This is a genomic window from Campylobacter sp. BCW_6466, from assembly GCF_001762835.1.
Classification (GTDB): Bacteria; Campylobacterota; Campylobacteria; order Campylobacterales; family Campylobacteraceae; genus Campylobacter_D; species Campylobacter_D jejuni.
Genome location: NZ_MJXO01000074.1, coordinates 12,294 through 31,570, shown reverse-complemented (window position 1 = coordinate 31,570; position 19,277 = coordinate 12,294). Strand labels below are relative to the sequence as shown.

General features: G+C 29.7%; 16 protein-coding genes and 2 pseudogenes. 12 read left to right on the top strand and 6 right to left on the bottom strand.

Annotation, left to right across the window (positions count from 1 at the left end; genetic code table 11):
* Window positions 1-19: 19 nt before the first annotated feature.
* Together AJ887_RS09025 and tupA are read right to left on the bottom strand one after the other, a co-directional pair.
* Window positions 20-543, bottom strand: a pseudogene (locus AJ887_RS09025) (5-oxoprolinase subunit PxpA).
* Between the two features lie 139 nt (window positions 544-682).
* On the bottom strand, window positions 683-1,492 hold the full coding sequence (tupA, locus tag AJ887_RS09020; RefSeq protein ID WP_070240645.1) for a tungstate ABC transporter substrate-binding protein TupA: 810 nt from the start codon (window positions 1,490-1,492) through the stop codon (window positions 683-685).
* A 78-nt stretch (window positions 1,493-1,570) separates the two neighbouring features.
* On the opposite strand from tupA, the gene tupB reads away from it, so the two are divergent.
* The 7 genes from tupB to AJ887_RS08985 all read left to right on the top strand — a co-directional run bounded on the left by tupB (window position 1,571) and on the right by AJ887_RS08985 (window position 9,165).
* Complete coding sequence (gene tupB / locus AJ887_RS09015; protein WP_002871132.1) at window positions 1,571-2,257, top strand: tungstate ABC transporter permease TupB; 687 nt, start codon at window positions 1,571-1,573, stop codon at window positions 2,255-2,257.
* 1 nt (window position 2,258) lies between these two features.
* Window positions 2,259-3,254 (top strand): tungstate ABC transporter ATP-binding protein TupC, encoded by a 996-nt coding sequence (gene tupC, locus AJ887_RS09010; protein WP_070240644.1) that lies wholly within the window; start codon window positions 2,259-2,261, stop codon window positions 3,252-3,254.
* A 137-nt stretch (window positions 3,255-3,391) separates the two neighbouring features.
* Window positions 3,392-5,365 (top strand): acetate--CoA ligase, encoded by a 1,974-nt coding sequence (gene acs / locus AJ887_RS09005; RefSeq protein WP_070240643.1) that lies wholly within the window; start codon window positions 3,392-3,394, stop codon window positions 5,363-5,365.
* An 81-nt stretch (window positions 5,366-5,446) separates the two neighbouring features.
* A complete protein-coding gene (gene galU / locus AJ887_RS09000; protein ID WP_070240642.1) occupies window positions 5,447-6,271 on the top strand; it encodes a UTP--glucose-1-phosphate uridylyltransferase GalU in 825 nt (274 codons plus the stop codon).
* Complete coding sequence (locus AJ887_RS08995; RefSeq protein ID WP_070240641.1) at window positions 6,265-7,485, top strand: glucose-6-phosphate isomerase; 1,221 nt, start codon at window positions 6,265-6,267, stop codon at window positions 7,483-7,485. The genes galU and AJ887_RS08995 overlap by 7 nt, the downstream gene beginning before the upstream one ends.
* Before the next feature lie 127 nt (window positions 7,486-7,612).
* Window positions 7,613-8,062 carry a Dps family protein gene (locus AJ887_RS08990; protein WP_002851546.1) on the top strand — a complete coding sequence of 150 codons (450 nt, stop codon included), beginning with the start codon at window positions 7,613-7,615 and terminating at the stop codon, window positions 8,060-8,062.
* Between the two features lie 65 nt (window positions 8,063-8,127).
* Window positions 8,128-9,165 carry a DUF4143 domain-containing protein gene (locus AJ887_RS08985; RefSeq protein WP_070240640.1) on the top strand — a complete coding sequence of 346 codons (1,038 nt, stop codon included), beginning with the start codon at window positions 8,128-8,130 and terminating at the stop codon, window positions 9,163-9,165.
* Here the strand turns inward: AJ887_RS08985 and AJ887_RS08980 are convergent.
* Genes AJ887_RS08980 through coaE form a run of 3 tightly spaced genes read right to left on the bottom strand, consistent with a single transcriptional unit; the run spans window position 9,162 to window position 11,219 of the window.
* Window positions 9,162-9,893 (bottom strand): glucosaminidase domain-containing protein, encoded by a 732-nt coding sequence (locus AJ887_RS08980; RefSeq protein ID WP_070240639.1) that lies wholly within the window; start codon window positions 9,891-9,893, stop codon window positions 9,162-9,164. The two genes, AJ887_RS08985 and AJ887_RS08980, sit on opposite strands and share 4 nt — an antisense overlap.
* A complete protein-coding gene (gene dapF / locus AJ887_RS08975; protein ID WP_070240638.1) occupies window positions 9,868-10,617 on the bottom strand; it encodes a diaminopimelate epimerase in 750 nt (249 codons plus the stop codon). Before dapF ends, AJ887_RS08980 begins: the two co-directional genes overlap by 26 nt.
* Complete coding sequence (gene coaE, locus AJ887_RS08970; RefSeq protein ID WP_070240637.1) at window positions 10,614-11,219, bottom strand: dephospho-CoA kinase; 606 nt, start codon at window positions 11,217-11,219, stop codon at window positions 10,614-10,616. Before coaE ends, dapF begins: the two co-directional genes overlap by 4 nt.
* 60 nt (window positions 11,220-11,279) lie before the next feature.
* Between coaE and purM the strand changes: the two genes are divergently transcribed.
* Both purM and AJ887_RS08960 read left to right on the top strand, forming a co-directional pair.
* The gene (gene purM, locus AJ887_RS08965) at window positions 11,280-12,269 is read left to right on the top strand and encodes a phosphoribosylformylglycinamidine cyclo-ligase (protein WP_070240636.1); all 990 of its coding nucleotides are present in this window, start codon (window positions 11,280-11,282) and stop codon (window positions 12,267-12,269) included.
* Between the two features lie 59 nt (window positions 12,270-12,328).
* On the top strand, window positions 12,329-13,306 hold the full coding sequence (locus AJ887_RS08960) for a glycosyltransferase family 9 protein (RefSeq protein WP_070240635.1): 978 nt from the start codon (window positions 12,329-12,331) through the stop codon (window positions 13,304-13,306).
* On the opposite strand, the pseudogene dcuC reads toward AJ887_RS08960, so the two are convergent.
* Window positions 13,258-14,787: pseudogene (dcuC, locus tag AJ887_RS08955) on the bottom strand (C4-dicarboxylate transporter DcuC). The gene AJ887_RS08960 and the pseudogene dcuC overlap by 49 nt on opposite strands.
* Window positions 14,788-14,990: 203 nt before the next feature.
* Here dcuC and cas9 point away from each other — a divergent pair.
* The 3 genes from cas9 to cas2 are packed head-to-tail and all read left to right on the top strand — an operon-like array spanning window position 14,991 to window position 19,265.
* The gene (gene cas9, locus AJ887_RS08950; RefSeq protein WP_070240634.1) at window positions 14,991-17,954 is read left to right on the top strand and encodes a type II CRISPR RNA-guided endonuclease Cas9; all 2,964 of its coding nucleotides are present in this window, start codon (window positions 14,991-14,993) and stop codon (window positions 17,952-17,954) included.
* Window positions 17,951-18,841, top strand: coding sequence for a type II CRISPR-associated endonuclease Cas1 (gene cas1 / locus AJ887_RS08945; protein ID WP_070285102.1), 891 nt, complete (start codon window positions 17,951-17,953; stop codon window positions 18,839-18,841). Before cas9 ends, cas1 begins: the two co-directional genes overlap by 4 nt.
* The gene (cas2, locus tag AJ887_RS08940) at window positions 18,834-19,265 is read left to right on the top strand and encodes a CRISPR-associated endonuclease Cas2 (protein WP_002797817.1); all 432 of its coding nucleotides are present in this window, start codon (window positions 18,834-18,836) and stop codon (window positions 19,263-19,265) included. Before cas1 ends, cas2 begins: the two co-directional genes overlap by 8 nt.
* Window positions 19,266-19,277 lie beyond the last annotated feature (12 nt).

Below are 19,277 nucleotides of genomic sequence, written 5' to 3'. Positions count from 1 at the left end.
AATTTTCCAAAGCACAAATTTAAATTTGTTCTTTTTCTAAATTTTCTTTGATTTTTTTAACAAATTCTAAAGCTTTTACATTATCCCCATGAACACAAATACTATTAGCTTTTAAATCAATTTCTTTGCCATTTATGCTTGTAACTTTGCTTTCTTTTATCATTTTTATCACGCGTTTGATAGCTATTTTCATCAATAGCTGCCATATTATAAAGTGCGCCATGAGCTTTAAAATGCTGTATTTTTATACCTTTTGTCTTAGTAAAGCCAAATAAAGCTCCTAGTTGATACAAGGCATGGTCTTTGGTTTCTTCAAAGCTTATTTGCATATTGCGTCTTCCAAAACCCAAAATATCAGGATAAGATGGGTGTCACCATTTTGCTTGGCTAAATTTAAGGTCTTATCCATTACACAAGGATCACCCGCATGAAAGCCACAGGTGACATTTGCTGAGCTTACAAATTTTAAATTTTTTCATCCATTCCCATTTTATAGGTGTCAAAACTTTCCCCTAAATCACTATTTAAATCTACTTTGAACATTATTTGATCTTGTATATTTAATTATTGATTTTATTGTATCTAAAGAAGAATTTTAAATAAGCTAAAAGTTTTGAAAAATAAATAAAAAAGTTACAATAAGTAAAAATAATATTTTAAGCAGGCTAAAACCTGCTTAATTTTAATCCTTCCTTGTTTTTGCATCAACTACGAATAAAGGTTTATAGAGCAGTTTAAATCCGCTAATAAAACTTAAAGTATCGTCACTTGTAAGCCAATTGATAAATTTTTTAGCTTCAGTATAATTAACATTTTTGCAATGCTTAGGATTTGTTGCTATAACAGAATAAAAATTTTTAAGGCTATCATCGCCTTCATTTACAATGACTAAGCTTGGATTTCCTTTTTCACTGGCTTCATATTTGATATAAGTGCCACGATCAGTTAAAATCACGCCTTTTTTTTCTTCGGCGATTTTAATGCTTGCTAGCATACCTTGTCCACTTTGTTGATACCAGTTTTCTTTTTCAGGCACACCACCAAGATCTTTCCAAAGACTTTTTTCTTTATTATCAGTACCTGATTTATCGCCTCTTGAGATGAAAGTGAGTTTTTTATTTTTGATAAGCTCTAAACTTTCTTTTAAATTTTTGCCTTTAAATTTAGAAGCTATTGATTTATCTGCAATGATAATAAAATCATTATACATCACAGGGGTTCTATCCACGCCAAAACCTTTTTTTATAAATTCTTTTTCTGCTTTTGGAGAGTGTACAAAAAGTACATCAGCATTGCAATCTTCACCCATTTTTAAAGCCGCACCTGTTCCTACTGCAACCCATTTTAAGGTATTGCCACTTTCTTGTTCATAAAGAGGTTTTAGAGCATCTAAAAGTCCTGTATTGTCAGTGCTTGTTGTGGTCGCCATTTTAAGTTCTACTGCACTTGCACTTAAAGCTAAAGCAAGGGCTAAAGAAATGATTTTTTTCATTTTTTCTCCTTATAAATTTACATAAAAAAATATTTTAGCATAATTATGCTAAAATTACTTATTTTAAAAAGGATATTTTTGGATTATATTTTTGATGGTTTTAAACAAGCTTTATTTTTACTTTTTAATGCTGATGAAAGTGTAATTTCAGCTATAAAAACTACACTTTTAAGCTCAAGTATTTCTATAGTTTTAGCTTTGCTCATAGGTTTTCCTTTGGGATTTATCTTAGGCTTTTTTGATTTTAAATTTAAACGCTTTATAAAACTTATCATAGATACTAGCCTTTCTTTTCCAACAGTTGCGGTAGGACTTATACTTTATGCACTGATTTCAAGTCGAGGACCTTTGGGAGAATTTGGACTACTTTTTACTATAAAGGCTTTAATTTTAGGGCAGTTTATTTTAGCACTTCCTATAGTGATCGCACTTTTTTCAAATTTGATAGAAAATATGAATAAAAAACATTTTTTACTTATAAAATCTTTTCACCTAAGTCCTTTAAAACTTGTTTTAATGATGATTTATGAATTACGCTTTGCTTTGATTAGCGTCGTTGCACTAGCTTATGGACGCATTGTAGCAGAAGTAGGAGTAGCGATGATAGTGGGTGGAAATATTAAATACGACACTAGAACCATAACCACAGCTATTTCTCTTGAAACCAACAAAGGCGAATTTGCTAGTGGTATAGCTTTGGCTTTGGTTTTAATTCTCATTGCCTTTTGTTTAAATTTCATCACACATAAACTCAAAAGAACATAAAATGATAGAAATTTCTAATCTTTTTTTCAACTATCAAAACAAAGAAGTTTTAAAAATTAAAAATTTAAAACTTGATACTAGTAAAATTAGCATTTTAATGGGATCGAATGGAAGTGGAAAATCTACATTTTTAAGAGTATTAAAATTTTTAGAAGGAGATTTTTCAAAAAATATTTCTTATTTTGGAAATTTTAAACTTAATAATAAACAAAAGCGTGAAATTTATTTGCTTTTTCCAGAGCCTATTTTGTTAAATCGTAGCGTAAGGGCAAATTTTTTATTTACTTTAAAAACTTATGGGATTAAAGAAGATATCGAAGAACGTATAAAAGAAAGTTTGATGTTTTTAAATTTAGATGAAAGTCTTTTAAGTAAATATCCTAATGAACTTTCATCAGGACAAAGTCAAAAAATAGCTTTTGCTATAGCTTTAAGCGTAAGAGCGAAGTATTATTTACTTGATGAACCGAGTGCTTTTTTGGATAAAAATACTACGCTTTTATTTAAAAAAGCTATTCTTAAAATGCACGAAAATTTCAATACAGGTTTTTTAATCGCAAGTCATGATAAACATTTTTTAGATTCTTTGGCTCAAAAAAAACTTTATTTACACAGTGGAGAAATTTTAGAATTTGAAAATACTAATGTTTTTGAGCTAGAAAATCAAGGTGTGAAATTTTGTAATTTTATAGATTTTAGTAATTGTAAAAAATATAAAGATTTTAAAAAACCTCCAAGTAAAATTGCGATTGATCCTTATAAAATTTCTTTTTTTAATTCTAAAAATATCCCAAAAAATAATTATGAGTTTATTTTAGAAAAATGTTATATTATAGCACTTAGAAGTAGGAAAAGTGATGTTTTTATAAGGGTAAGTTGTATGGATAAAATTTTAGAGTTTGCCTTAGAAAAACAAGAATTTTTAAAATTCGATTTAAAATTATACGAAGAACTCAGTCTTTATTTTTATGAAGATGCAATATGTTTCTTAAATTAACATACATTATAAAATTTAAATAAAATATTACAAATATTCTCATTTTTTATAAAATTTATCTTAATTATTTTTCAAATTTGTATTTAATACAAATAAACTCTTATATAATGTTTAAAAATAACTATAAAGGAGTTTTTATGCTTAATCAAAATAATCAAGAGCTTTTTAAGCCAAGTAAAGAATTTTCTCGTAATGCTCGTATAAAAAATTTATGTGAATACTATGATTTATGCGATGAAGCCAAAGAAGATTTTGAAGGTTTTTGGAAAAGACAAGCACTTGAGAAGATCGAGTGGTTTTCGCCTTTTTCAAGAGTGCTAAATGAGGATAAAGCTCCATTTTATAAATGGTTTGAAGGTGGAACTTTAAATGTAAGCTATCAATGTCTTGATCGTCATATGAAAACAAGACGCAATAAAGCTGCTTTGATTTTTGAAGGTGAAATGGGGGATTATGAAGTTTATACTTATAGAAGATTATTGCATGAAACTTGCAAGGCAGCCAATTTGCTTAAAAAATTCGGAGTAAAAAAAGGCGATAGGGTTGTAATTTATATGCCTATGATTCCAGAAACAGCTATAGTAATGTTAGCTTGTGCAAGGATTGGGGTTATTCATAGTGTGGTATTTGGAGGGTTTTCTCCTGAAGCCTTAAGAGATAGAATTATAGATGCAGGAGCTAAACTTGTGGTAACGGCTGATGGTGCTTTTCGTCGTGGCAAACCTTATATGTTAAAACCTGCAGTAGATAAGGCTTTAAGTGAAGGGTGTGAAAGTGTAGAAAAAGTACTTATAGTTATACGCAATAATGAGCCTATAGAATATATTAAAGGAAGGGACTATGTTTATAACGAACTTGTGAAAAATGGATCTTATAAGTGTGAACCCGAAATCATGGATAGCGAGGATTTGTTGTTTTTGCTTTACACTTCAGGATCAACGGGCAAGCCAAAAGGAGTTATGCATGCAAGTGCAGGATATATACTTTGGGCACAAATGACTATGGAATGGGTTTTTGATATTAAAGATTATGATAATTATTGGTGTAGTGCTGATGTGGGTTGGATTACAGGACATACTTATGTAGTTTATGGGCCTTTAGCATGTGGGGCAACGACTATAATGCATGAAGGAACTCCTACTTATCCAAATTCTGGGCGTTGGTGGAGAATGATAGAAGAGTATCAAATAAGCAAATTCTACACTTCGCCAACTGCTATAAGAATGCTTCATGCTGATGCACCTGATGAGCCAAGAAAATATGATTTAAGTACGCTTGAAGTGCTTGGAACGGTTGGAGAGCCTATCAATCCTAGTGCTTGGAAGTGGTTTTATGATGAAATAGGGGGAGCTAAAAGTCCTATAGTCGATACTTGGTGGCAAACAGAAACAGGTGGGCATATGATCACGCCTTTACCAGGCGCTACTCCTTTAAAACCAGGTTGTGCTACCTTGCCTTTGCCAGGAATTTTTGCAGAAGTTATTGATGAAGAAGGCAATAAAAAAGATGAAGGTGAAGATGGATTGCTTTGTATAACCAAACCTTGGCCTTCGATGATTCGTGGAATTTGGGGTAATGATGAACGCTATATAGAAAGTTATTTTTCTCAAGCTAGAAAAGATGGAAAAGCTGTATATTTTAGTGGCGATGGTGCTTTTTATGATAAAAATGGTTATATTACCATCACAGGAAGAACAGATGATGTGGTTAATGTTGCAGGACATCGTATAGGAACGGCTGAAATTGAAAGCGCTATTGCTAAACATCCAAGTGTAGCAGAATCAGCTGTAGTGAGTATTTTGGATGCGATTAAGGGCGAGTCACTGTTTGCTTTTGTGGTTTTAAGTCCTACATCCAGTTGTGATCTTGGCGGAGCTATAGAAACTTTAAAAGAGCTTAATGACATTTTAAGAGTAGAAATAGGACCTATAGCTAAAATAGAAAAAATTCTTTATACTCCAGGTTTGCCAAAAACTAGAAGTGGTAAAATAATGAGAAGAATTTTAAGAACTATAGCAAGAGGTGAAGAAATTAAACAGGATATTTCAACACTTGAAGATTCTGGAGTAGTAGAAACCATTGTTAAATTAGCTAAGGCAGAGTTTGAATAACAAGGCAAAAAGAACTTTGCCTTGTTGCATAAAAATTCATAAAAATAAGCTATAATGATAAAAAAATAAAAGGAAATTTTTATGCTTCAAACTTGTATTTTCCCTGCGGCAGGTTATGGGACAAGATTTTTACCTGCAACAAAAACTTTACCTAAAGAGATGTTACCTATCTTAACTAAGCCTTTGATCCATTATGGGGTTGATGAAGCTTTGGAAGCAGGAATGGAAAATATGGGCTTTGTCACAGGGCGTGGAAAAAGAGCTTTGGAGGATTATTTTGATATTTCTTATGAACTTGAGCATCAAATTTCAGGTACAAAAAAAGAATACTTACTTGATGAAATTCGCTCTTTGATCAATCGTTGCACCTTTACTTTTACAAGACAAAATCAAATGAAAGGCTTAGGTGATGCGGTTTTAAAAGGTAAACCTTTAGTTGGCGATGAAGCTTTTGGCGTAATTTTAGCCGATGATTTGTGTGTTAATGAAGAAGGCTTAAATGTTATGGCTCAAATGGTAAAAATTTATGAAAAATATCGCTGCACCATCATAGCTGTGATGGAAGTACCAAAAGAACAAGTTTCAAACTATGGAGTAATTTCTGGAAATTTTGTAGAAGAAAATCTTATTATGGTTAATTCTATGATAGAAAAACCAAGTCCTGATGAAGCTCCAAGTAGTCTTGCTATCATAGGAAGATATATTTTAACTCCTGATATTTTTGGAATTTTAGAAAATACTAAAGTAGGAAAAAATGGCGAAATTCAACTTACCGACGCGCTTTTAACTCAAGCAACCAATGGTATGGTTTTAGCTTATAAATTTCAAGGGAAGCGCTTTGATTGTGGAAGCGTAGAAGGCTTTGTAGAGGCGACAAATTATTTTTACGAGAAAAGTAAATGTTAAACAATACACTTTTTTTTAAGCAAAGTGAAATTCACACTATAAGTTCTTATGCAAATCGTATTAATGATGAGGTAAAAAGTGGAGATGTAGGGTATTATCATCTTATTGACACAAGTTTGAATTTAATCGATGAGAGCTTGAAATTTATTCAAGATAAAGAATATGTAAAAAATATCGTTTTAGTGGGAATGGGAGGTTCAAGTTGTGGTGTAAAAGCCTTGCGCGATATGCTTTTTAATGAAAAAAGCAACCAAAAAGAGCTTTTTATACTCGATAACACAAGCTCACATTCTTTTAATAAGACTTTAGAAAAAATCAAGCTTGAAGAAAGTTTGTTTTTAATCATCAGTAAAACAGGTAGCACTATAGAAGTCGTATCACTTTTTAAACTTCTTATTGAACATTTTAAACTTGATATGCAAGAATTAAAAAAATACTTTGTTTTTATTACTGATAAGGATTCAAAACTTCATAAAGAAGGTGAAAATTTAGGTATTAAATGCTTTTTTATCCCTGCAAATGTAGGAGGTCGTTTTAGCATACTTTCAGCCGCGGGTATAGTTCCACTTTGTTTTTGTGGCTATAATGCCAAAGCTCTTTTAGAAGGAGCTAAAGCTTGTTTTGAAGATTTTTTTACTCGCAAAAAAGATGAAATTTTACAAAAGGCTTATCATTATTGCACACACAAAAATGCCAATATCAATGTGCTTTTTTCATATAGTGATGCTTTTAAAGGCTTTAACGAATGGTATATCCAGCTTATTGCTGAAAGTTTAGGTAAAAAGCAAGGCTATAAACGCATAGGTTTAACTCCTATTGCACTCATTGGTGCAAGAGATCAGCATAGTTTTTTACAACTCATCATGGATGGACCTAAAAATAAAACTGTAACTTTTTTAAAAATCAAAGACGCTCAAAAAGCACCTATTATCCCTGATATTCATTTTAAATTTTTAGATTCTTTAAGTAATAAAGTCAATCTTCACGAACTTTTAAACGCTCAATGTGATGCAACTATGCATGCTTTAATCGCTGAAAATTTGAGTGTTGATGTGATAGAACTTGAAAAACTTGACGCTTGGCATGCGGGATATTTGATGTATTATTATGAACTTTTTACTTCAACTTGCGGTGTTATGCTAGGGATTAACACTTATGATCAACCTGGTGTGGAAGTTGGAAAGTTGATCTTAAAAAATATATTAAATTCTTAATCAAAATTCATTAAAAAAAGAGTATAATGATTTTAAGTTAAAATTATAATAAAAATTTTTAATTAATAATAATTATTATTTAAGAATTTTATGCTATAATTTTAAAAACCAAAAAAAGGAGTCAATCATGTCAGTTACAAAACAATTATTACAAATGCAAGCAGATGCTCATCATCTATGGGTTAAATTTCATAATTATCATTGGAATGTAAAAGGTTTGCAATTTTTTTCTATACACGAGTACACAGAAAAAGCTTATGAAGAAATGGCAGAACTTTTTGATAGTTGTGCTGAAAGAGTTTTACAACTTGGCGAAAAAGCTATCACTTGCCAAAAAGTTTTAATGGAAAATGCAAAAAGTCCAAAAGTTGCAAAAGATTGCTTTACTCCGCTTGAAGTCATAGAACTGATCAAACAAGATTATGAATATCTTTTAGCAGAATTTAAAAAACTCAATGAAGCAGCAGAAAAAGAAAGTGATACCACAACAGCTGCTTTTGCACAAGAAAATATCGCAAAATATGAAAAAAGTCTTTGGATGATAGGTGCTACTTTACAGGGTGCTTGCAAAATGTAATTTAAGGGGCTTTATGCCCCAAATTATACAAACTAGGTTATAATATCCTTTTTTAAAGGATAAAATTGAAAGTGCTTAATTTTTTTTATGAAAATCACCCTAAATTTGAGGTAAGTTATGAAAGAAAAAATCAAATTTCAAAACCAAATATTATCATAAAAGGCCCACGATTTTGTGGTAAAAAAACACTTATTTTTAATTTTTTATCTCAATTTAAAGCAAGTGAAATTTTGTTTTTAGATTTATATGATACACGTTTTGAAAAACAAAGTTTAGAAAGACTTGCTGATTTTTTGAATGAAAATTTACAAATTAAAATTCTTTGCCTTTATAATTTGGATTTTATCCCTAATTTAGAAAAAATTAAAATTCCCATCATCTTAAGTACAAATATAAAAGATTTAAATATAAATGGGTTTGAAGAACTTGAACTTGATTATTTTGATTTTGAAGAATTTATTAGTGTAAGTAAGAAAAATTTACCTATAAATAATTTAGTAGGTCTTTTTTTGCAAAGTGGACGGAGTAAATTTGGAGAAAAAAACATACTTTTAAGACAAAGCTTTACTCTTTTAGAATTAGAAATTTTAAAGTATTTAGCTTTAAATTTGGGTCAGCAAATCAGTATTTCTAAGATATTTATAGAACTCAAAAAAAGATTAAAAACTTCAAAAGATAGTGTTTATCAAGCTATAAAAAAATTAGAAAATACTTATGTGATCTATATTTTAAAACATGATGAAAAAAAACTTCAAAAGATTTATTTTAAAGATTTTGGCCTAAGAAATAATCTTTGTATTTCAAAGGATTTTTCACATTTATTTGAAAATTTAGTTTTAAGCGAGTTGTTTAAATTTAAAGAAGAATTTTTTTATAACAAATACTTTAACTTTTATAGCCAAATATCTAAAATTGCTTATATTTCAAGTCCAACTTTAGATATTGATTTGATCAAGCTACGTGCTAAGAAAATTTTACCAAAGGCTTTAGAACTTGGAATTTTTCATGTGATTTTTATCACTCTTTCAAGCGAGGATAGTTTTTTTGAGCAAGGGGTTAAATTTGAAGTCATATCTTTTGATAAATTTTCACTTGGATTTTAGGCGTTGTTTGATTTTGTATCGTATTTTTCAAGGTTGTATCGTTTGATGATTTTTGTAATAAGATTGATATAATATCCCTTGCGTTCAGAATAAGAATCTAAAGTTTTAATAGCCTCTAGTCCTGTTATCTCTTTGTCTTCGCTTTCAAATTTAGCTCTTACATCGCGAAACTTTTCATAAGCAAAATGACGATTTAAATTTAAAACATAAGAGTCAACACTATCTTGCAGACTATCAAAAATTTTAATTTTGTGTTTTTTATCTGGATGTCTTAAATCAGGAATTAAACCTTTCTCACCCCAAGTCCATTCTCCAAAAAGATTGTTTGCTTCTCTTGCGAAGCGACTGGTACCTGTAGCACTTTCAACTAAAGCTTGGGCTATACCCATGGATTTTGGAATTTTTTGAATACGTTTTTTATATTCTGCAAAATCATAAAGATTTTCAATGCGATATTTGTTTTTTATCGTGATAAGTTTTTCAAGATTTATTTGGTTTGAAGTCCTAAAGCCTGTTTTGTAAGCATCTTTAAAAAAGGCTTCGATAAAGGATCTTTCTTGTTCAATTTTTTTAAAGCTTTGATCAAACATTTCATTCATTTTTATAAAAAAAATTTGTCTTTTTTGATCTATATCAAGTTTGTAATATTCTTCTCCAAATCCACTCTTTAGATCATCAGCAAAAAGTGGGATTAGAAAAAGACTAAGAAAAATTATAATTGGCTTCAAAACAATACTTTACCTTTCCTTCAAAAAACAATTCTTCATTTTTATATGCAAACCCTACCTCTTCACCACTTTTAGGAGTTATTTTAACTTTATTTTGTACTTTTTTATTTAAAAATGCCAGATAAAAACAAGCCCCCATTCCTGTGCCACAAGCTAAGGTTTCATCTTCAACTCCGCGTTCATAAGTACGAACTTTTAAATGATTTTCATCTAAAATTTTTACAAAATTAACATTGGCATTATATTTTTGTCTCATTTTTTGACAAAGCATTGTATCAAATTCATCTAAATTTTGACAAAAATGTACTAGATGTGGAACTCCAGTGTTGCAAAGTTGCCAAGTTTTTCCTAATTCTTCAAAAGTATTTTGTACACTTTTTATTTTGCCTAAAGATACTTCAACTTTATCTTGATTTACCTTTGCTTTTATTACTCCTGCACCGGTTAAAAAACTCATGTTAGGATTTATTTTGTTAATATGATGTGCAAAATGTGCCGCAGCCCTTGAGCCATTGCCACACATAGTAGCCCTTGAGCCATCATTATTATAAAATTCCCATTCAAAGTCGTATTTTTCATGAGGTAATATCACGATAAAGCCATCCGCACCTATACCCTCATAACGATTACAAAGTTCTTTAGCTAAAGCACTTCTATCTTCTTTTCTATCAGCATTTGTTATGACAAAATCATTCCCACTTGCACAATATTTATAGAATTTCACATTTTTCCTTTAGAAATTTCTTGTATTACTTTAACACATTCTTGCCTAAAATCGGCATAAGAATTAGTATTTTTAATGATAAAATCTGCTTTTTTAAGTTTTTCTTTAATATCTATTTGAGAATCAAGTCTCGCTTTTGCAGCTTCTAAGCTAAGCTTATCTCTTTGCATGATTCTTTTAAGGCTTAATTCTTTGAGTGTGTAAATTACTATGACTTTGCCTAAATTTTCATAAGTACCGCTTTCAAAAAAAAGAGGAATTTCTACAAAAAAAGCTTTATTTTCTTTATCTAGAATTTGCATTTGTTCTAAAATTTTAGCTCGAATTTTAGGATGAGTGAAATTTTCTAAGGTTTTTTTAGCTTCTTTGTTGTTAAAAACAATTTCTCCAAGGATTTTTCTATCGATTTTCTTTTCTTTTGTGAGTAAATTTTTTAAGTTAAAGGGAGAAAAAATCTTTTCAAGTTCTAAAGCATTTTCATCTAAAATTTTATGAGCAATTTTATCTGCGCTAATGCTTTTAAAGCCTAAAGAATTCGCTATTTCTATAAAAGTGCTTTTACCACAAGCAATTGAAGCGGTTACAAAAAAAGCATTTTTCATCTTATGCCTTATTAAAACTTTTTTCGTTAAAATACCTTTTTAGTTCTTAAAGGAAAATAAATGAAAATTTCATATGAAGATGCAGGCGTAAGTATAGATAATGGAAATGCCTTTGTAGAGGCTATAAAACCTTTGGTTAAAGAAACTTTTAATGATAATGTTGTAGGCGGAATTGGTTCTTTTGCTGGTGCTTTTAGAATGCCAAGTGGTTTTAAAAAGCCTGTGATTTTAGGTGCAACAGATGGTGTTGGTACCAAGCTTCGCTTGGCAATTGATGCTAAAAAATATGATACTATAGGGCAAGATTTAGTAGCAATGTGTGTGAATGATTTGATTTGTAATTTTGCTACGCCTTTGTTTTTCCTAGATTATTATGCTACAGCCAAGCTCGAAGTAGAAGTAGCAAAGGTTGTTGTATCAGGCATTGCCAAGGGATGTAAGATGGCAAATTGTGCATTAATCGGCGGAGAAACTGCTGAAATGCCTGGAATGTATGCAAAAGATGATTTTGATCTTGCGGGTTTTGCAGTGGGTATGGCTGAAGAAGATGAGATTGATAGAAGTAAATTTGTTAAAAATGGTGATATTTTATTGGCACTTCCTAGTTCAGGACTTCATTCAAATGGTTATTCTTTAGCTAGAAAAGTACTTTTTGAAAGTTTAAAATTAAAATTTGATGACAAGATAGAGGGTAAAAATTTAATTGATATTTTGTTAGAACCTACAAGGATTTATGTGCGTGATTTTCTTACACTAAAGCCTTATATCAGTGCTCTAGCTCATATTACAGGGGGTGGTTTAGTAGAAAATTTACCACGCGTTTTACCTCGTGGTATGGGTGCAACTATACGCAAACATCATCTTAAAACTCCTGAAATTTTTTATACTATAGGACAGGCTGTAGAAGAAAGCGAAATGTATAGAAGCTTTAACATGGGAGTGGGTTTAGTAATGGTTGTAGATCCTTCTAATGTAAGTAAGGTTTTAGAAAATTCAGATGCCTTTATTATCGGCGAAATTTGCATTAATGAAGGTATTGTTTTAGAGTGAAAAGAATTTATTTTTTAAGATATTTTAAGAGTAAATTAAAAAAATAATAAGGAAAAGTGATGAAAAATATTGTCTTTCATTCGGATGGTTTTGGAGATTTATTAGTTTGTTTTAAAGCTTTGTATGCTATAAAGCAACTCTATCCAGAGTATAAATTATTTTTATTAACAAATGGATTAATGGAAAGTGATTTTTTAGAAAAAATTCCATTTATTGATGAAGTTTTGATTTATAAGGATGATTTTTTAGAAAAAATTCAAAGCAAAAATCCAGTAATTTTTATTACCACACGAAGACAAGGTTTATATTTTAAAAAATTAAAATTTTTAAATGTTCAAAAATGTATAGTATTCCCTCATCTTATTAGTATAATTTCTAAAAATTTAATCACACCTTTACCATTTTTTAGAGCTAAAAAACATATGAGTGAAATTGTTTTAAAATTGGTTAGGATGATTAATACTAGGCATTTTGATAAAAATTTTAATCAAATTGATTTTTCTAAAATTAAAAATTTATTACCTTATGATGCAAGATTAAGTGATAATTTTTTTAAACAAATTGATACAAAATATGAAAAAATTATAGGTATTAATGCTTTTTCAAATAATAGCGAATATAGAGGATTTAATTTTTTTATAAAAGATTGGATAGGGCTTGCAAGGCAACTTTCTTTAAAATATCCTAAATTTTTATTTATACTTTTAAATTTTAGTACGAATTCTATTCAGTATAATATTGATCAGAATGCAAATTTGAAAGTTTTCTGTAATAATAAAAATATTGCTTCTTTGGTAAGTATTTCTCAAAAGCTAGATTTTTTAATTACTGTTGATACTGGAAATTTACATCTTTGTGATATTTTACAAATTCCTACTTTGGCTTTTACAAGTAGTCTTGCAGCTTATAGATTTGGAGGTGGAAGTTATGGAGGTAGATTTGATAAATTGATAGTAAAACCAGCTTGGCAAAAAGAATATAGAAAAATTTATGAAATTTTTACTAAAAAAGCAGAAAATAATTTAGAAAATTTATAGTTTTTATAAAATAATAAATATTTATTATTTATTATTTAAAGATACTGCTATTTTTGTAGTGTTTTGTTCTTTTGGCAAAGGATTGGTTTGTGCTAGATAAAAGGCTACAAGCACATTTACAAGCATAGCGATAAGTAAAAGAGGAGTGGTTCGTTTTATAATATCCATTGGAGCTACTTTTGCAAATCCAGCTAAAGCTATGATTCCGCCTGCTATTGGTGAAGCTGCACGACCTAAACAAGATGCAATTTCTATAGGTAAAACTAGAGTAATAGGTGCAACGCCTAATTTTGTAGCCATATCAGGAGCTAGTTTTCCAAAAGCATTAAAAGTAGCAATTCCACTTCCCATAATCACTGTGGCAAAATAAACTAAAAAGCTTAAAATAGCTATACTCAAAAGAATTCCAAACCATGCAAAATTTCCTGTTCCAAGATTTGAAACCGCGTTAGCAAGGATATTAACTCCACCAAGTGCTTTAATGCCTTCAGCAAATACTCCAGCAGCGATGATTATGCTTACGACTGAGATAAAAATTTCAGCCATAGCTTTTAAAATCACCATCATATCTTCGCCTAATTTTCTAGCATTTCTGTGTCTTGCAAATTCAACAAGAAAAACTAAAGAAATACTTACAAAATTTGCTGTCACAACATCGAGCTTGATAGTAAAAAAATACGCTGTAAATAAAAATACAACAGGTAACCAAGGAAAGAGTATATAAAAAGTGGGACATTTAGGATCAATGATTTGCGGAATTTCAACTTCATCATTTAAAACACCTTTTTCTTTATCTCTTTTATCAATCCAAGCAAAATAAAAAGGAATCAAGATGGCAATAACTACAACATAGGCAATCACACTATAAATTTGGTAATTTAAAAAAGCCCTACGACATTATCACTTTGTCCTACCATATCTGCCATATTGATTGAATTTCCATCTTTTGGACCATAATCAAGTGCAATTAAAGAAAGCACGCATACAGCTGTAATAGGACGGATTTTAAGTGAGATTAAAACAGGATAAATACATGCTAACAAAAGCAAAAGCAATCCAGCATAGCTAGAAATGACAATTTTTAAAGCCATTCCAACAACAAAAGTTCCACTTAAAATCAAGTATTTATTTTTGATTTTTCCTAAGGGTTTATTTGCTAAAAAAGCAAGTTTTGCCGAAGCATTGATATGTTTCATATAAGCAGCAAAACCTGCCACACTCATGATAATAAGTCCTACTCCAGAAAGCTGGCTTTTAAAAGTCGCTGTGATAAAAGCATAGCTATCAAGTAAAACATTTAAAAAGCTTGCATGTTCTCTGCTTGGGGCTTTTGGTATAGGTGTTCCTGTGATGTAAAAAGCAAAAATAAGCAAGATAATACCTGAAAGAAAAAATACAAAAATGGGATTGTATTTTTTGAGTATATAATAAGCAACGACAATTACCGCTAAAAGTGTAGAACATATCATAAAAATTGGCATGATTTCTCCTGAATTTACAGCTTATGAATTTAATTTTAGCTAAATTTTTAAATAAAAAATATTTTTTATTTAAAAATTACTTATTTTTTGTATTGCAAAATTAACATATGTATAGTTTGGTTACTGAAAAATTTATATTTACATAAAAAATGATTTTTGTATTATAATTATAAATAAATCATAAATGTCACAAAGGATTTAGTATGGCAAGAATTTTGGCATTTGATATAGGTATAAGCTCTATTGGTTGGGCATTTAGCGAAAATGATGAGTTAAAAGATTGCGGAGTTAGGATTTTTACAAAGGCTGAAAATCCTAAAACAGGAGAATCCCTAGCCTTACCAAGACGCCTTTCAAGAAGTGCTAGAAAACGCCTTGCTAGACGCAAAGCAAGGCTAAATCACTTAAAACATTTAATCGCAAATGAATTTAAGTTAAATTACGAAGATTATCAAAGCTTTGATGAAAGTTTAGCTAAGGCTTATAAAGGCTCTTTAATTAGCCCTTATGAGTTAAGATTTAGAGCTTTAAACGAGTTTTTAAGTAAGCAAGATTTTGCAAGAGTGATTTTACATATTGCAAAAAGGCGTGGCTATGATGATATTAAAAATAATGGTGATGAAGAAAAAGGCGAGATTTTAAAAGCTATCAAGCAAAATGAAGAAAAATTAGTAAGTTATCAAAGTGTAGGCGAGTATCTTTATAAAGAGTATTTTCAAAAATTCAAAGAAAATTCCAAAGAATTTATAAATGTTAGAAATAAAAAAGAAAGTTATGAACGCTGCATAGCGCAAAGTTTTTTAAAAGACGAATTAAAGCTTATTTTTCAAAAACAAAGAGAATTTGGCTTTTCTTTCTCAAAGAAATTTGAAGAAGAAGTGCTTAGTGTAGCATTTTATAAAAGGGCTTTAAAAGATTTTTCTCATTTGGTGGGAAATTGTAGTTTTTTTACTGATGAAAAAAGAGCGCCAAAAAATTCGCCCTTAGCTTTTATGTTTGTAGCGCTTACAAGAATTATCAATCTTTTAAACAATCTTAAAAATACTGAAGGAATTTTATATACAAAAGATGATTTAAACACGCTTTTAAATGAAGTTTTAAAAAACGGCACTCTAACTTATAAACAAACAAAAAAGCTTTTGGGCTTAAGTAATGATTATGAGTTTAAAGGAGAAAAAGGAACTTATTTTATTGAGTTTCAAAAATACAAAGAATTTGTAAAAGCCCTAGGTGAGCATAATTTAAGCCAAGATGATTTAAATGAAATAGCAAAAGATATTACCCTTATAAAAGATGAGATTAAACTTAAAAAGGCTTTAGCAAAATATGATTTAAATCAAAATCAAATTGATAGCTTAAGCAAATTGGAATTTAAAGACCATTTAAATATAAGTTTTAAAGCCTTAAAACTTATCACTCCTTTAATGCTTGAAGGTAAAAAATACGATGAAGCTTGCAATGAGCTTAATTTAAAAGTAGCAATTAATGAAGATAAAAAAGACTTTTTACCCGCATTTAATGAAACTTATTACAAAGATGAAGTAACTAATCCTGTGGTTTTAAGGGCGATTAAAGAATATAGAAAGGTCTTAAATGCCTTGCTTAAAAAATACGGTAAAGTGCATAAAATAAACATTGAATTAGCAAGAGAAGTAGGTAAAAATCACAGTCAAAGAGCTAAAATAGAAAAAGAGCAAAACGAAAACTACAAGGCCAAAAAAGACGCCGAACTTGAATGTGAGAAACTAGGCTTAAAAATAAATAGCAAAAATATTTTAAAATTAAGATTATTTAAAGAACAAAAAGAATTTTGTGTTTATAGTGGAGAAAAGATTAAAATTAGTGATTTGCAAGATGAAAAAATGCTTGAAATTGACCATATTTACCCTTATTCTAGAAGTTTTGATGATTCTTATATGAATAAAGTTTTAGTTTTTACCAAGCAAAATCAAGAAAAACTTAATAAAACCCCCTTTGAAACCTTTGGCAATGATAGAGTAAAATGGCAGAAAATTGAAGTTTTAGCAAAAAATTTACCTACTAAAAAGCAAAAAAGAATTTTAGATAAAAACTACAAAGACAAAGAGCAAAAAGACTTTAAAGATAGAAATCTAAACGATACTCGCTACATCGCAAGGCTTGTTTTAAACTATACTAAAGATTATTTAGATTTTTTACCTTTAAGTGATGATGAAAATACAAAATTAAACGACACACAAAAAGGTTCAAAAGTGCATGTAGAAGCAAAAAGCGGTATGCTAACATCCACTTTAAGACACACTTGGGGCTTTAGCACTAAGGATAGAAATAACCATCTTCATCATGCCATCGATGCAGCAATTATTGCTTATGCAAACAACTCTATCGTAAAGGCTTTTTCAGATTTTAAAAAAGAGCAAGAAAGTAACACTGCAGAACTTTATGCAAAAAAAATTAGTGAATTAGATTATAAAAACAAAAGGAAGTTTTTTGAGCCTTTTAGTGGTTTTAGGCAAAAGCTTTTAGATAAAATTGATGAAATTTTTGTCTCAAAACCTGAGAGAAAAAAGCCAAGTGGAGCTTTACATGAAGAAACATTTAGAAAAGAAGAAGAATTCTATCAATCATACGGCGGAAAAGAAGGAGTTTTAAAAGCCCTAGAGCTTGGTAAAATCCGCAAAGTAAATGGTAAAATGGTTAAAAATGGCGATATGTTTAGAGTGGATATTTTTAAACACAAAAAGACAAATAAATTTTATGCTGTGCCAATTTATACCATGGATTTTGCTTTAAAAGTATTACCAAATAAAGCCGTGGTGCAAGGTAAAGATAAAAAGTCAGGTCTTATAAAAGATTGGATTTTAATGGATGAAAATTATGAGTTTTGCTTTTCTTTATACAAAGATAGTTTGATTTTAATTCAAACTAAAGATATGCAAGAGCCAGAACTTGTTTATTATGAAAGGCTAGATAGCTCAAATGCTAGCCTAACTGTTTCAAAACACGATAATAAATTTGAAACGCTAAGCAAAAATCAAAAAATATTGTTTAAAAATGCAAATGAAAAAGAAGTAATCGCAAAAAGCATAGGAATTCAAAATCTAAAAGTATTTGAAAAATACATAGTTTCAGCACTTGGAGAAGTGACAAAGGCTGAGTTTAGACAAAGAGAAGATTTTAAAAAATGAGTTACGATGAAGCTTTTAAAACACTGCTTATTAGCTCTAATGCCAAGCTAAATTTAGAGCTAAATCATCTTGTGATTAAGCAAGATGAAAATGTAGCAAAATTGTTTTTAAAAGATATAAACATCATCGTTTTAGAAAGCTTGCAAGCAAGCCTGAGTTCCGCACTTTTTAACGCTTTTGCAAAGCATAAAATCATCTTGCTAACCTGTGATGAAACTCATAGTATAAATGGTGTTTTTACTCCTTTTTTAGGGCATTTTCAAAGTGCAAAAATCGCAAAAGAGCAAATGAATGCAAGTGCTCAAAAAAAGGCTATTTTATGGCAAAAAATCATTAAAAACAAAATCCTAAATCAAGCCTTTGTTTTGAAAAAACACAATAAAATAGAGCAAAGCAATGAGCTTATAAATTTGGCTAAAAAAGTAACCTTAAATGATAGTAAAAATATTGAAGCTGTTGCGGCGGTGTTGTATTTTAAAACTTTGTTTGGTGCTTCTTTTTCAAGAGATGAGCTTTGCTTTGAAAATTCTGCTTTAAATTATGGCTATGCAATCATTAGGGCTTGTATTATTAGAGCAGTTTGTATCAGTGGACTTTTGCCTTGGCTTGGCATAAAGCACAATAATATTTATAATTCTTTTGCGCTTTGTGATGATTTGATAGAAGTGTTTAGGGCTAGTGTTGATGATTGTGTTTTAGAACTTGTGGGTGAAAGTGAGTTTTTAAACAAAGATGACAAAAGAGCGTTGATTGGTCATTTACAAAGCAAAATCAATTTTGATGGGCAAAATTATCCTTTAAATAGAGCGATAAATCATTATGTGGCAAATTTTAAAAATGCTTTATTGTATGAAGATGAACTAAAGATAGTGAAATTTGATGATTGAAGATAAATTTATGCGTGTGCTTTTGATGTTTGATGTGCCAACTAAAAGTAAAAAAGAGCAAAAACTAGCAAGTAAATTTAGAAACAATCTTATAAAATTAGGTTATTTTATGCTGCAATTTAGCGTTTATATGCGTATTTGCAAGGGTTTAAGTTCCGCAAAAAGTTCTATTGAAAATGTAAAAAAGATTTTGCCACCTTATGGAAATGTAAGGGCTTTAATCATCACTGAAAAGCAGTTTGATAAAATGGAGCTTTTGCTTGGTGGCATAGTTTTTAACGAAAAAGTTAATAACGAAACTAATTTAACGCTTTTTGATATAGATAGTCATGGAGAATTTAAATACAAAAATTCAAATAATGAAGAAATTCAAATAAACAAAAAACAAGAAAAATATCACCAGCAAAATTTATTTGAATTTTAAAAGCGGTTTTAG